Origin of the sequence: Streptomyces sp. HUAS 15-9, assembly GCF_025642155.1 — a bacterium.
GTDB lineage: Bacteria > Actinomycetota > Actinomycetes > Streptomycetales > Streptomycetaceae > Streptomyces.
The window spans coordinates 4,043,922-4,057,342 of the sequence record NZ_CP106798.1 but is presented as its reverse complement, the minus strand read 5'-3'; the positions used below and the strand labels follow the sequence as shown (position 1 = coordinate 4,057,342).

15 protein-coding genes are annotated in these 13,421 nt (G+C 70.4%); 7 read left to right on the top strand and 8 right to left on the bottom strand.

From position 1 onward, the window contains the following. Positions 1-21: 21 nt before the first annotated feature. The 3 genes from N8I87_RS18605 to N8I87_RS18595 form a co-directional block, all read right to left on the bottom strand. Entirely contained in the window at positions 22-1,329 is a 1,308-nt protein-coding gene (locus N8I87_RS18605) for a PP2C family protein-serine/threonine phosphatase (RefSeq protein WP_263210226.1), read from the bottom strand. 249 nt (positions 1,330-1,578) lie between these two features. Beyond that, entirely contained in the window at positions 1,579-2,676 is a 1,098-nt protein-coding gene (locus N8I87_RS18600; protein ID WP_263210224.1) for a C40 family peptidase, read from the bottom strand. Positions 2,677-2,868: 192 nt separating this feature from the next. Beyond that, complete coding sequence (locus N8I87_RS18595) at positions 2,869-3,717, bottom strand: class I SAM-dependent methyltransferase (protein WP_411577248.1); 849 nt, start codon at positions 3,715-3,717, stop codon at positions 2,869-2,871. Positions 3,718-3,900: 183 nt separating this feature from the next. On the opposite strand from N8I87_RS18595, the gene mshA reads away from it, so the two are divergent. The 4 genes from mshA to N8I87_RS18575 all read left to right on the top strand — a co-directional run bounded on the left by mshA (position 3,901) and on the right by N8I87_RS18575 (position 8,454). After that, positions 3,901-5,277, top strand: a complete 1,377-nt coding sequence (mshA, locus tag N8I87_RS18590; RefSeq protein ID WP_263210223.1) for a D-inositol-3-phosphate glycosyltransferase — start codon at positions 3,901-3,903, stop codon at positions 5,275-5,277. Then, positions 5,270-5,782, top strand: coding sequence for a type III secretion system chaperone family protein (locus N8I87_RS18585; protein ID WP_263210222.1), 513 nt, complete (start codon positions 5,270-5,272; stop codon positions 5,780-5,782). Before mshA ends, N8I87_RS18585 begins: the two co-directional genes overlap by 8 nt. A gap of 101 nt (positions 5,783-5,883) precedes the next feature. Then, on the top strand, positions 5,884-7,563 hold the full coding sequence (locus N8I87_RS18580) for a glycosyl hydrolase family 28-related protein (RefSeq protein WP_411577247.1): 1,680 nt from the start codon (positions 5,884-5,886) through the stop codon (positions 7,561-7,563). Positions 7,564-7,650: 87 nt separating this feature from the next. After that, complete coding sequence (locus N8I87_RS18575; RefSeq protein ID WP_263210220.1) at positions 7,651-8,454, top strand: hypothetical protein; 804 nt, start codon at positions 7,651-7,653, stop codon at positions 8,452-8,454. Positions 8,455-8,516: 62 nt separating this feature from the next. On the opposite strand, the gene N8I87_RS18570 is transcribed toward N8I87_RS18575, so the two are convergent. Continuing rightward, a complete protein-coding gene (locus N8I87_RS18570) occupies positions 8,517-9,770 on the bottom strand; it encodes an MDR family MFS transporter (protein ID WP_263210219.1) in 1,254 nt (417 codons plus the stop codon). Between the two features lie 189 nt (positions 9,771-9,959). On the opposite strand from N8I87_RS18570, the gene N8I87_RS18565 reads away from it, so the two are divergent. Continuing rightward, a complete protein-coding gene (locus tag N8I87_RS18565; RefSeq protein ID WP_263210218.1) occupies positions 9,960-10,721 on the top strand; it encodes a phosphoglyceromutase in 762 nt (253 codons plus the stop codon). 79 nt (positions 10,722-10,800) lie between these two features. On the opposite strand, the gene N8I87_RS18560 is transcribed toward N8I87_RS18565, so the two are convergent. Next, positions 10,801-11,049 carry a hypothetical protein gene (locus tag N8I87_RS18560; protein WP_263210217.1) on the bottom strand — a complete coding sequence of 83 codons (249 nt, stop codon included), beginning with the start codon at positions 11,047-11,049 and terminating at the stop codon, positions 10,801-10,803. Positions 11,050-11,231: 182 nt separating this feature from the next. Between N8I87_RS18560 and N8I87_RS18555 the strand changes: the two genes are divergently transcribed. Next, on the top strand, positions 11,232-11,579 hold the full coding sequence (locus tag N8I87_RS18555) for a hypothetical protein (RefSeq protein ID WP_263210215.1): 348 nt from the start codon (positions 11,232-11,234) through the stop codon (positions 11,577-11,579). A gap of 118 nt (positions 11,580-11,697) precedes the next feature. Beyond that, positions 11,698-11,856 carry a hypothetical protein gene (locus tag N8I87_RS18550; protein WP_263210213.1) on the top strand — a complete coding sequence of 53 codons (159 nt, stop codon included), beginning with the start codon at positions 11,698-11,700 and terminating at the stop codon, positions 11,854-11,856. A gap of 37 nt (positions 11,857-11,893) precedes the next feature. On the opposite strand, the gene N8I87_RS18545 is transcribed toward N8I87_RS18550, so the two are convergent. The 3 genes from N8I87_RS18545 to phoU form a co-directional block, all read right to left on the bottom strand. Next, the gene (locus N8I87_RS18545; protein ID WP_263210212.1) at positions 11,894-12,145 is read right to left on the bottom strand and encodes an SCO4226 family nickel-binding protein; all 252 of its coding nucleotides are present in this window, start codon (positions 12,143-12,145) and stop codon (positions 11,894-11,896) included. A gap of 149 nt (positions 12,146-12,294) precedes the next feature. After that, positions 12,295-12,450 carry a hypothetical protein gene (locus N8I87_RS18540; protein ID WP_263210210.1) on the bottom strand — a complete coding sequence of 52 codons (156 nt, stop codon included), beginning with the start codon at positions 12,448-12,450 and terminating at the stop codon, positions 12,295-12,297. Between the two features lie 156 nt (positions 12,451-12,606). Continuing rightward, complete coding sequence (phoU, locus tag N8I87_RS18535) at positions 12,607-13,296, bottom strand: phosphate signaling complex protein PhoU (RefSeq protein ID WP_263210208.1); 690 nt, start codon at positions 13,294-13,296, stop codon at positions 12,607-12,609. Positions 13,297-13,421: the final 125 nt, after the last annotated feature.

Sequence of the window (13,421 nt, the reverse complement as noted above, 5' to 3'; positions counted from 1 at the left end):
CCGCTCCGGCCGGCCGACCCCTTACGGCACCCGGTCCAGCAGGACCACCGCCACGTCGTCCGTCAGCTCCCCGCCGTTGAGCTCGCGGACCTCGTGGACCGCGGAGCGCAGCAGATCCTCGCCGCGCAGCCCGGCGGCGAGCTGTCGGCGCACCATCCGCACCATGCCCTCCTGGCCCAGACGCTCCCCGCCCGTGCCGACGCGGCCCTCGATCAGGCCGTCGGTGTAGAGCATCAGGCTCCACTCCGCGCCCAGCTCCACCTGCATCCGCGGCCAGCGGGCGCCGCGGAGCAGGCCGAGGGCGGGGCCGTTGTTGTCGTACGGCAGCAGCTGCGCGGGCCGCCCGGGACGGGCGATCAGCGGAGACGGGTGGCCGGCCAGGCACAGGCCCGCGCTGCGGCCGTCGGGGGAGATGTCCACCGTGCAGAGGGTCGCGAAGATCTCCTCGTCGGACCGCTCGTGCTCCAGTACCTCCTGCAGCGTGCTCAGCAGCGCGTCACCGCACAGCCCGGCCAGCGTCAGCGCCCGCCACGCGATGCGCAGCTCCACGCCGAGCGCGGCCTCGTCCGGGCCGTGGCCGCAGACGTCACCGATCATGGCGTGCACGGTGCCGTCGGGCGTGCGCACGGTGTCGTAGAAGTCACCGCCGAGCAGCGCGCGCGAGCGGCCGGGGCGGTAGCGCGCGGCGAACCGCAGCGAGGAGCCCTCCAGCAGGGGCGTGGGCAGCAGACCGCGCTCCAGGCGGCGGTTCTCCTGGGCGCGCACCCGGCCCTCGGCGAGGCGCCGCTCGGCCGAGTCGGACCGCTTGCGCTCCACGGCGTACCGGATGGCGCGGCTGAGCAGCCGTCCGTCCAGTTCGTCCCGGAAGAGGTAGTCCTGGGCGCCCACGCGCACCGCCTCGGCGCCGCGCTCGGCGTCACCGGACGCGGTGAGCGCGAGGACGGCGTGCCGGGGCGCGAGCTCCAGCACGTGCTTGAGCACGGCCAGCTCGTCGTCGCCGGCCCGGCCGGGCGCCGGAAGCGCGAGGTCGAGCAGGATGCAGTGGACGTCGTCGGTGAGCAGCCGCCCGGCCTCGGTGAGGTTGCGGGCGGTACGCACGCGGATGGGCTTGCCGGCCGAGTCGAGCAGTTCGGGCACGATCGGCCAGCCCGCCGGATCGTCCTCGATCAGCAGCAGGGTGAGAGTGGTGCCTGCCGCGGTGCTGCCTGCTGCGGCGGACTCGGTGCGTTTGGCCTCTTCCTTGAGGGGGCCGCCGACTGTGGGCGCGGCCTGCGCCTGACCACTCTCCACGGCCGGGATCGCTCTCTGCCGCGGTACGGGTACGGGCATCTTGTTGGTTCCTTCCCTCCCCCCGAGGGCATGGTGGGTGCGAGGGACTCGACCCACCGACGGGGACCATAGCGGTACTGGCCGCCGCAGCGGAATGGTGTGAGCCCCGTCGCCCCGCCGCAGACCCCTGTCATATGCCGCGTTCCGTACCGCAGTTGGACAGGATGGCGATCAAAAGGGGATGACGAAGGTCACGTCCTGCCAGGGTTTTGAAGGTTGTTGACCGTGAATTGGGTCATATGGTGCACATCACGCATCAGGCCGCACTACGCCCAGAATGGGCATTTCGCCCGCCCCGGCGAGCGTCACCGTCCGTCCGGGGCGCGGGGCATGGATGATCGCGCCGTCGCCCACGTACATCGCCACATGGCTCGCGTCGTCGAAGTAGATGATGAGATCGCCGGGGCGCATGTCCTTGACGTCCACGTGCTTGAGCTGCTTCCACTGCTCCTGCGAGGTGCGCGGGATGGGACGGCCGGCCTTCGCCCAGGCCTGTGAGGTCAGGCCCGAGCAGTCGTACGACTTCGGGCCCGCGGCGCCCCAGACGTACGGCTTTCCGATCTGGGCCGTCGCGAACTCCACGGCCTGCTTGCCCTGCTCGGACGCCTTGCCGTTGACCTCCTTGAGGATGCCGGTGTCCAGCCAGGCGGTCTGCGCCTGGTAGGCGGCCTCCCGCTCCAGCTGGGCGAGGCGCTCCTTCTCCTTCTTCTCCAGCTGGGACTGGAGCTTCTCGGCGGCCGCGATCTGCTGCTTGATCTTCTTCTTGGCGGCGGCCTTCGTCTTCCGGTTGGCCTCCAGCTCGTCCCAGCGGTCGGAGGCGTCCGCCGCGTACCGCTGCAAGTCCTGCTGGGTGCGGGTCATTTCCCCGATCAGGCCCTTGGTCGCCCGCTGGCCCTGAAGCACCCGTCCCGCGCCGTCCAGGAACTGCTGCGGGTCGTCGCTCAGCATCAACTGGGCCGTGGGCGGCAGCCCGCCCGTGCGGTACTGGGCGCGGGCCGCGGCGCCCGCGCGGTCCTTGAGCTCGGCCAGCTTCTTCTGGCCCTCGACGATCTTCTTCGCCAGCTCGACGATCGCGGCGGACTGCTTCTGGGTCTTCTCCTGGGCCGCGTTGTACTCGTCGGTGGCGACGGCCGCGTCGTGGTAGAGCTTGTCGAGCTTCTTGCGGACGGCTTCAAGGTCCTTGTTCGGCGGGAGGGTTGGCGAGGCCGTGGGCGTCGGCGAGGCCGTGGGGGCCGCCGTGGCCGTCGGCTTCGGGGCCGCGAACGCCGTGCCTGGTGCCGCCAGCACGGTCACCGCGCAGACCACGGTCACGGCCGCCGTGATCAGGCCGCGCTTCCCCGTCCCCATACCCGTCCCCCAAACTGATTTACCGTCAGTAACTTACGGTCGCCCGGGGGATCGTGCCACGCCGAGCCGCAAAGCGACAGAGGTGGTACCCGGCGGATCCTCCCCACTTTCCCGCCCGGACATGACGATCCCCCGCCCTTGTGACGAACGCCGCATGAAGATCGTTCCCCGCAGGTCAGGGGCATGGAGAGGTCAGTTCCGGGGTGCCAACGCCCCCCAGGCCACCGTCACTTCGCCCTGCCGCCAGCGCGCCGCCGAGTCCGTCACCGGCCAGTCGGCCCTCAGGTCCCGCACCGCGCGGATCCAGCGCTGACGGGCGCCGTAGGAGGCGTAGGGTGCGGCGGCCGCCCAGGCGCGGTCGAAGTCGCGCAGGAAGGCGTGCACCGGTTCGCCCGGGACATTGCGGTGGATGAGCGCCTTGGGGAGGCGTTCCGCGAGGTCGGAGGGCCGCTCCAGGAAGCCCAGACGGGTGGCGAAGGTGACCGTGCGCGGCCCCTCGGGACCGAGCGCGACCCAGACGTGCCGCCGTCCGATCTCGTCACAGGTCCCCTCGACGAGCAGCCCGCCCCGGGAGCCCGGGCCCGCCGGTGCGAGCCGCGCGCACAGCCGCTCCCACACGGCGGCGACCTCGCCCTCGTCGTACTGTCGCAGCACGTTGGCGGCGCGGATGAGGTACGGCCGCTGGGGGACGGGGATCTCGAAGCCGCCGTGCCGGAAGGTCAGGCCCTCGCGCTCGTACGGCTCGGCCGCCGCGACCCGGGCCGGTTCGATCTCGACGCCGACCACCCGCGCGCGGGGCGCGGCGGTGCGCAGCCTGCCGAGCAGTTCGACCGCCGTCCAGGGCGCGGCCCCGTACCCCAGGTCGATCGCCACGGGGTCGGCGGCCCGGCGCAGTTCGGTGCCGTGCGCGGCCGCGATCCAGCGGTCCATGCGACGCAGGCGGTTGGGGTTGGTCGTCCCGCGCGTCACCGTGCCGACGATGGGGGTGCCCCCGCGCGAGCGAAGCCGAGCGTGGGGGAGGGCGGCTGCGCGGGCTGTCATACGTACGAGGGTATGCGGGCCCCGGCCGACTGACGCACCCCCGTATCGAACGGTTGATCGACTCATGGTAATGATTCGGTAAAGCTCCGTAATCGGGAAATGGAGCCGCCTCCTCCGATGTTGCACCCCCTTGGAGGGCCGAGGTCCTCCCGCCGGCATGCCCGCAGCAAGGAGGAACGCCACGTGAGCCAGTACGTCAGCAGGCTCGGGCGTCGCTCTTCGGCGGCACCCTCGCGGCTCAGGCTGCACCGCAGGCCCCGCCGCGTCGCCATGCTCTCCGTGCACACCTCACCGCTCCACCAGCCCGGCACCGGCGACGCGGGCGGCATGAACGTCTACATCGTGGAGCTGGCGCAGCGGCTGGCCGCCATCAACATCGAGGTCGAGATCTTCACGCGGGCCACGGCGGGCGGCCTTCCCCCCGCCGTCGAGCTCGCCCCCGGCGTCCTCGTCCGGCACGTCGACGCGGGCCCCTACGAGGGCCTGGCCAAGGAAGACCTCCCGGCCCAGCTGTGCGCCTTCACCCACGGCGTGATGCAGGCCTGGGCCGGCCACCGCCCCGGCCACTACGACCTCGTGCACTCCCACTACTGGCTCTCCGGCCACGTCGGCTGGCTCGCCGCCCAGCGCTGGGGCGTCCCCCTGGTGCACGCCATGCACACCATGGCCAAGGTCAAGAACGCCAATCTGGCCGACGGCGACACCCCCGAGCCCGCCGCCAGGGTCATCGGCGAGACCCAGATCGTCGCGGCTGCCGACCGGCTGATCGCCAACACCGCCGAGGAGGCCGACGAGCTCGTACGGCACTACGCCGCCGACCCGGCCAAGGTCGCCGTCGTCCACCCCGGCGTCAATCTCGACCGCTTCCGCCCCTTCCCCAAGGGTGTCGACACGCCTCGCCCCGGGGGACCCACGACCGCCCGCGCCGCCGCCCGCGCCCGCCTCGGCCTCCCGCAGGACGCCCTGATCCCGCTCTTCGCGGGCCGCATCCAGCCCCTCAAGGCACCCGATGTGCTTCTGCGCGCCGTGGCCGTCCTCCTGGACGAGCGTCCGGAGCTGCGCTCGAGGATGCTCGTACCGGTCGTCGGCGGTCCCAGCGGCAGTGGCCTCGCCAAGCCCGAGGGGCTGCAGAAGCTCGCCGCCCGGCTCGGCATCGCCGACGTCGTACGGTTCCGCCCGCCCGTCGGGCAGGAACAGCTCGCGGACTGGTTCCGGGCCGCGTCCGTGCTCGTCATGCCCTCCTACAGCGAGTCGTTCGGCCTGGTGGCCATAGAGGCGCAGGCGGCCGGTACGCCGGTGCTCGCCGCCTCGGTCGGCGGACTTCCGGTGGCCGTGCGCGACGGCGAGACCGGGTTCCTTGTCCGGGGCCACGATCCGGCCGACTACGCGCGCGCGCTGTGCCGCTTCGCCGACGACCCCGTGCTGCCGGACCGTATGGGCGCGGCCGCCGCCCGGCACGCCCAGTCCTTCGGCTGGGACACCGCGGCCGCCGCCACCGCCGACGTGTACACGGCCGCGACCCAGGCCCATCGCCGTCGCGTACGCTCCCACCATGGGTGAGGCTTCACAGCGGCAGCAACGGGCGGCGCAGGTCGTCGAGGGTGTCCTCAAGGACGCCGAACTCGACTGGGAGAGCCCCGAGCCCGGCAACTACATCGCCAAGCTCCCCGGCACCCGCAAGCTCTCGACGACGGTCTCGCTCCTCGTGGGCCGCCACTCCCTCTCCCTGAACGCCTTCGTCATCCGCCACCCCGACGAGAACGAGGCGGGCGTCCACCGCTGGCTCCTGGAGCGCAACCTCAAGCTGTACGGCGTCGGTTACGCCGTCGACCGGCTCGGCGACATCTACGTCACCGCCCGCCTGCCCCTGGCCTCCGTCACCGAGGACGAGATCGACCGCCTCCTCGGCCAGGTCCTCGAGGCGGCGGACGGCAGCTTCAACACCCTCCTGGAGCTCGGCTTCGCCTCAGCGATCCGCAAGGAGTACGCGTGGCGGGTGGCGCGCGGCGAGTCGACGCGGAATCTGGACGCGTTCACGAACCTGATCCAGCGTCCGGCCGACTGAGCAACTGACTCCCGGTACGACCCCTTCCCCGTCAAGGGGATCTGGTGGCATGCTCACCGCCAACGCACATCTGAACGTCGTTCATATCCATGAAAATTCACATGGGAGGGCGGACGGACATGGGCAAGGCGCATCTCACCAGACGGGCTCTGCTCGGCGGAGCCACCGCAGTGGCGCTGGGCGCGGCCACGGGCACCGCTGCGGCCGCGACGGCAGCGACGGCCGCGGAAGTCCCCTCCCTCTGGCGGGAGTTCACCCGCACCCCGTTCACCCACCCGCAGATCCCGTACATCGGCCGGGCTGGCTGCCACGCCGGGGCAACGCGCTTCCCCCGCCGCCCCGTTGTGGCCGATGTGAGGGACTTCGGCGCCGTGGCGGACGGCACCACCGACTGTGCCCCCGCGATCAACCGTGCCATCGCCGCCGCCGGAAGGGCCGGCGGTGGCACGGTCACCATCCCGCCGGGCACCTTCCGCATCGACGGCCTGATCCGGGTCGCCGACTCGAACGTGGTCCTCAGGGGCGCCGGCAGCGACCGTACGAAGCTGTACGCGACCAAGAACCTCACCGAGCTGATCGGCGTCTACGGCTCCCGCTACGGCGGCGACAAGTCGTCCTGGTCCTGGGCGGGAGGGCTCATCTGGCTGGCCCCGCACGCTCGTTGGGACTCCCTGGTCGCCGCGATCGGTGACAGGGCCTGGCCGTTCGAGGGCTGGACCGGCAACCGGCGCGACGAGTGGACGACCCTGACGACCGTCGGACCGGCCCGCCAGGGCTCCTGGACCCTGACCGTCGCGGACCCCCGGCGGCTGAGGCCGGGCCGACTGGTCCTCCTGCGTCTCGCGGACGACCCCGACCACACCCTCCTGGAGCACATGTCGGGCGGCGGCCCCGGTCCGCAGGCGTACTACTGGGCCGACAAGACCAAGCTGACCTCGTACGTCCCCTACGAGTGGCCCGTACGCATCACCCGCGTCCACGGCCGCCGCGTCACCCTCGAACGCCCGCTCCCGCTCGACGTACGCCCCGAGTGGGACCCCCGGCTGACCACCCACGTACCGGAGTTGACCGGTGCGGGCGTCGAAGGCCTGACCCTGGAGGCGGTGGAGACCCCGCAGTCCCCGCACCTCCTCGACAAGGGCTACAACGGGGTCGTCCTGCAGTGCGCCTACGACTGCTGGCTGGACGACGTCACCGTCCGGCACGTCGACAACGGCTTCGGCCTGGTCGCCGCCTCCGCCTGCACCCTGCGCGGCACCCGCGTGTCCGGCCGCGGCTCGCACCACCCGTACTTCTGCCGCGAGGGCTCGCACGACAACCTCGTCGAGGACTTCACGATCGAGGAGCGGACGGTTCCCGCCCCGCCCAACACCCAGCTGCACGGCATCAACGTCGAGGGACTGTCCTCCTACAACGTGTGGTCGTGCGGCGACATGCGTATGGGTACCTTCGACAGCCACCGCGGACTGCCCTTCGCGAACGTCCGCACCGACATCACGGTGAACAACAACGGCCGCCACGGCGGTGACGCCAGCGCCGGCCCGCTGTTCGGCGCCCGCTTCGCCCACTGGAACATCCGGGTCACCAACGGCCGCGCGGGCCTGATGAAGATCGACGGCCTGGCACCGTACTCCGCCACGGTCGGCCTCAACACGGTGACCGAGTTCGACCAGATCGACGTACCCGACTTCACGGGCGAGCTGCACTCCCGGCTGGAGCTGTACGGCACGACGGACGCGGTGCGCCCGCGCAATCTGCACGAGGCGCAGCGGAGCCTGTAGCGAGGCCTATGAGGCACGGCTGTTAACCTGCGGCGATCCGAATTCTTACCGGTCCCTTACCGGTCTCTCACCAGCAAGAGGTTGTGCATGCGCGCAGGCAGATCCGGCTTCGCGGTCGCGCTCACGGGAGCGCTCGCCCTGGGGGCGTTCACGGCGCCGTCCGCGGAGGCGGTGGACACCGGCGTCACGGTGTCGAACCTGGTCGTGAACAAGGGCAAGCCCATCATCGTGGGCACCACCGCGGAGGTGAGGCCCACCTTCACCTTCCACATGTCCCTGCCGTCCGGCGTCGGTGTCGGCGACGTGACCCCGTTCCCGTACCTGTACCACGACACCACGGCCGCCAAGGGCACCGAATCCGGCGGTATCTACACGGGCTTCACCACCTGCAACGAGGCCAGCCCGCGCGCTGCCGACTGCGAGGGTGAGCTGTACATCGATCCACGCTGGACGCTGGACTCCAACAACGACGCGACGACCTGGAAGACGGCTGTCTGGGTGCGCCTGTGGGATTCGAACGAGAAGTTCAAGGGCGAGGAGTACCTGACCGGCTTCAGCTCCGTGCAGGTCAAGCGCGCGGCGAAGGTCACCGTCAACGCCGCGCCCGAGCCGGTCACGAAGGGCAAGACGCTCACCGTGACCGGCCGGATCACCCGCGCGGACTGGGTGAAGCACGCCTACACCGGCTTCGCCGGCAAGTCGGCCAAGCTGCAGTTCCGCAAGGCGGGCACCAGCACCTACGCGACGGTCAAGACCGTGTCGGCGGACTCCGCGGGCTATCTGAAGACCACGGTCACCACGTCCGTGGACGGCTACTGGCGCTGGACCTTCGGCGCGACGACCACGACGGGCGGCGCGACGGCGACGGGTGACTACGTCGACGTGAGGTGACCCGGTGCGTGCGCCCGTCGGGCAACATCCGACGGGGGCACACCCGGTCGCTCTCCCGCGCGCTACGCCGTACGGACCTCGGGCTCGGCGTCCGCCGGGGCGGTGGCCCCCACCGCCCCGACCGTCGGCAGGCGCCGCATGACCACGCCGTACCCGATCGCCGCCGCCGTACCGACCACCGCGCACATGCCCCACAGCCACTCCGCGCCGAACCGGTCGATGACGACGCCGGACATGAGGGGCGCGACCAGGGCGGCGACCGACCAGGACAGGGTGTACACGCCCTGGTAGCGCCCGCGCCCGTGGACGGGCGACAGCCGGACGACAAGGCTGGTCTGGGTCGGGGCGTTGACGATCTCGGCGAGCGTCCACACGCACACGGTGAGCGCGAAGACGCCGACCGACCCGGCGAAGGCGGTGAGCCCGAAGCCGTACCCGGCGAGGACGGAGGAGACGACGAGGAGGCGTCGCGGATCGCGGTGCTCGATGAAGCGGGTGACGGGGATCTGCAGGGCGACGATCAGGATGCCGTTGACGGCGATGGCCATGCCGTAGTCGGCGGGCGAGAACCCTGCCGTACCCATCGCCACCGGCAGTCCGACCGAGCCCTGCTGGAAGACGACCGCGACGAGGAAGGACAGCCCGACGACGGCCATGTACCGGCCGTCCCGCAGCACGGTGCCGAGACTGACCTCGTCCCGCGCCTCCTTGGCGGTCCTCACCGGCCGTGACTCGGGCAGCTTGACGAAGACGACGACCGCGCAGACCGCCGTCATCCCCGCCTCGATCAGGAAGCCGGCGAGATAGCTGACCTCCGCGATGAAACCGGCGGCCATGGAGGAGACGGCGAAGCCGAGGTTGATCGCCCAGTAGTTGAGCGAGAAGGCCCGCACCCGGTCCTCGGGCCGGACGATGTCGGCCATCATCGCCTGTACGGCGGGCCGGGAGGCGTTGGAGGCCATGCCGACGAGGAAGGCGACGGCGGCGATGGCGACGGGGTCGGTCATGAAGCCGAGCAGCGCCACGGACGCGGCGGTGGCGGACTGGGCGACCAGCAGCGTCGGCCGCCGCCCGAGCCGGTCGGCCATCACACCGCCGCCGAGGGAGGACACGACCCCGCCGAGCCCGTGCAACGAGGCGACGAGACCGGCGTACGACGCGCTGTATCCCCGGTCCAGGGTCAGATACAGCGCCATGTACGTGGCGACGAAGGCGCCGAGCCGGTTGACGAGGGTGCTGGTCCACAGCCACCAGAAGTCGCGGGGGAGGCCGGAGACGGATTCCCGGGCGGCACGTCTCAGGGCGGCGAGTGGCATGGGTCCCCCAGGGTCGGACGGTCGGCGAAGCGGAGCCGTAAGCAAGGGGCCGGAAGTAAGTGGCCCTAAGGCTCAGTGCAACTTACTGTCGGGGGCAGTCGCCGAGCCACTCGATTAACAGATGCCGTCAACCGTCCGGCCTTCGGGCACTCGAGCGGGGGTCCGAATGCGTGGATTACGCTCTGAGGCATGGCCGACGCACCGTACAAGCTGATCCTCCTCCGCCACGGCGAGAGCGAGTGGAACGCGAAGAACCTGTTCACCGGCTGGGTGGACGTCAACCTCAACGAGAAGGGCGAGAAGGAGGCAGTCCGCGGTGGCGAGCTCCTGAAGGACGCCGATCTTCTCCCCGACGTGGTCCACACGTCCCTCCAGAAGCGAGCGATCCGCACCGCACAGCTCGCGCTGGAGTCCGCCGACCGCCACTGGATCCCGGTTCACCGCTCGTGGCGCCTGAACGAGCGCCACTACGGCGCCCTCCAGGGCAAGGACAAGGCGGCGACGCTGGCCGAGTTCGGCGAGGAGCAGTTCATGCTCTGGCGCCGCTCGTACGACACCCCGCCGCCCCCGCTCGCGGACGACTCGGAGTTCTCCCAGTCCGCCGACGCCCGCTACGCCTCCATCCCGCCGGAGCTGCGCCCGCGCACGGAGTGCCTGAAGGACGTCGTGGTCCGCATGCTCCCGTACTGGTACGACGGCATCGTCCCCGACCTCCTGGCCGGCCGCACGGTCCTGGTCGCGGCCCACGGCAACAGCCTCCGCGCCCTGGTCAAGCACCTGGACGGCATCTCCGACGCCGACATCGCGGGCCTGAACATCCCGACGGGCATCCCCCTGTACTACGAACTCGACGCCGACTTCAACCCGGTCACCCCCGGCGGCAAGTACCTCGACCCGGAGGCAGCGGCGGCGGCCATCGAGGCGGTCAAGAACCAGGGCAAGAAGAAGTAGCTTTCGTGATCATGCCCCTGAGCTGCGCATACGGCGCGACTCGGGGGCATTTTCCTGCCGTGGAACCTTGTGTGGTGAGTCAGCAGACTTCGTCCACTTTCTCCTGGAGGCTCTTGACTTCCTCCTTGGCCTCGATCCAGAGGGTTCGGGCATTCTCGACATGGATCTTCTGGTCTGCGATCTTCTGCGGGTCCGGTGGCTGGGCCGCTTCCAGCCCGGTGAGCCTTTTCTCGGCGTCATTCAGCTCAGTGAGACGGTGATCCCGTCGCTGCCTGGCCTTGGCGAGGTCCTCACGTGCCTTCTTGCACACCTGAGTGCTGATCGTCATGCGCCCTCCCTTTCCGGATGGGAACTTCAGGCTCACCGACACGCGATCGACCTGCACATCGACGTGGTCCGAACGGATCAGTGCTTTGAGGCGAGTTGCCGTGGTCCGTAGAGTCTCAGCGCCACTCAAGGTCAACATGAGGAGACTCAAGTGCACCCACTGGCAGTCGAGCAGCAGTCAGGATGCGGGCGGGCCGGCTTCAGGGTTGGGGTATCGGGGTTCTGGTCTGCGCATCCCTGTTCTGGGCCTATGCCGCATGGCAGGTGTTCACGCCGTACGACTCCACCTACAACGCGGTGGACTGCCCCGCACCGGTCAACTCCGAACCCAGGGACGTCTACTTCGAGGGCCCCGGGTATGCGCACGAGGATGCGCTGCAATGCGCCTCCGACCGGAACTGGCCGAAACCCCTGGCCGCCCTGGTGCTCTCCGTGCCTCTCTCAGCCATAGGCACCGCGCTGCTGACCGCCGGAACGGTCAGCGTCCGGCTGCGCCGCCACGACGAGATGCTGCTGCGGGCTCAGGAGTGAGGCAGGGGGCCATGCCGGCCACAACACAGAACAGGGAAGCCTGATCCGCCGCCACGACGAGCAGCTACGAGCCGTCGTCGACAGGGCTGACGTTGTCTGTCCCGAATGTGGTCGGCCCATGAAATCCGGCGGCTTCGTGCTCTCCATGCGTGAGGACGACGACCGGCGCGCCTGCCGGACGCTGTGGAGGTGTGCCGATGGGCATGTCTGGTGGTACTGGGCGGACCGGCCCGAAGAACCGCTGGAGGTCTGCCCGTTCCCGGCGCTGTTTCACTGACGGCCGACGGGGACATCGACGACCACGGACGGGGGCTTCACCAGATCGACAGTGGTACCGGGTGGATTTCGTCCGCCCGGTGGCCCGTGCGTTCGTGGATGCGTTGGACCGCTTCGGGCGAGGGGGCCTCGGACAGACAGTAGACCGTGCCGGACTCGGGGTCCGCCCAGGCGCGTTCGAAGTGCACGCCCTCTTCCTTCTCTATGGCCTGGTCGGCATCGTGGGCCTGCTGCAGTTGCTCGGCGGTGATGTCCTTCCACCCGTGGTGGACGTCCATGAACTGGGTCATGGCCCTCGCACTTCCCTCCTGCTCCCTGGTTGTGCTCCCTCCCTCCTTTCTTCCTTCCCCTCCATGCTGCGCCTCAGGGGTGTGCGCGGCGAAGGCCCCCGGTGCTGGTGATCACCGGAGGCCTTCGTCGTCGTATCGGATGTGAGGCGTCAGCCGCACTGGCAGGGATTGCCGGACTGGCATCCGCAACCACAGCCCGAGCCACAGCCGCACGCGCCGAAGAGCGGGAGGCTCCTGGTCTCGGTGGGCTGGTCGGTCTCGCGCTGCTGGGTGGGGTCGGGCGTGGTGCTGGGCGATTCGGCCATGGGTCCCCTCCTGGAGGCTAGGGCCTGGTGCCTTTGCCCATTTCATGCCCGGTCTGCCGGGCGCATCAACGGCGCACAGTGGCGTTCATGCGCCCGGAGTGGGCAACGCGCGCGGCATCGGGTGACCGGCGGGCGCCCGCAGCCCCGCCAGGAGGGCTACGCCCCCTCGACCCCCGTCACCGGCTGGATGTCGGCCTGGATGTCGTCCGCGTGCTCGCCCGTCACCAGGAACACCACGCGCTTGGCGACCGCCACCGCGTGGTCGGCGTAGCGCTCGTAGTAGCGGCCGAGCAGGGTGACGTCGACGGCGGTCTCGATGCCGTGCTTCCAGCGCTCGTCGATCAGGTGCTGGAAGAGGGTGCGGTGCAGCAGGTCCATCTCGTCGTCGTCCGTCTCCAGCTGGAGCGCGAGGTCGACGTCCTTCGTGATGATGACCTCGGCCGCCTTCGCCATCAGGCGCTGGGCGAGCTGGCCCATCTCCAGGATCGTGGCGTGCAGGTCCTGAGGGACCGCGCGCTCCGGGAAGCGGAGGCGGGCGAGCTTCGCCACGTGCTGGGCGAGGTCGCCGGAGCGCTCCAGGTCGGCGGACATACGGAGCGACGTGACGACGATCCGGAGATCGGTCGCCACCGGCTGCTGACGGGCGAGCAGGGCTATGGCCCGGCCCTCGAGGTCGTGCTGGAGCTCGTCGACCTTCTTGTCCGCCTCGATCACGCTCTCGGCCAGCTTGAGGTCGGAGTCCAGGATGGCCGTCGTGGCGCGCCCGATCGCCGACCCGACCAGCCGGGCCATCTCCACCAGTCCGTCGCCGATCGAGTCCAGTTCCTCGTGGTACGCGTCCCGCATCAGGGTTCCCTCTCGTACGTGTTCTTCGGGGGTTCCGGGGGCCGGGGCCCGTGGCGAAACCACCGGTACGAACCCCACGCTCCCACGTTCCGGCCCCCACGCGTCCGTTTCTGCCACCTCAAATG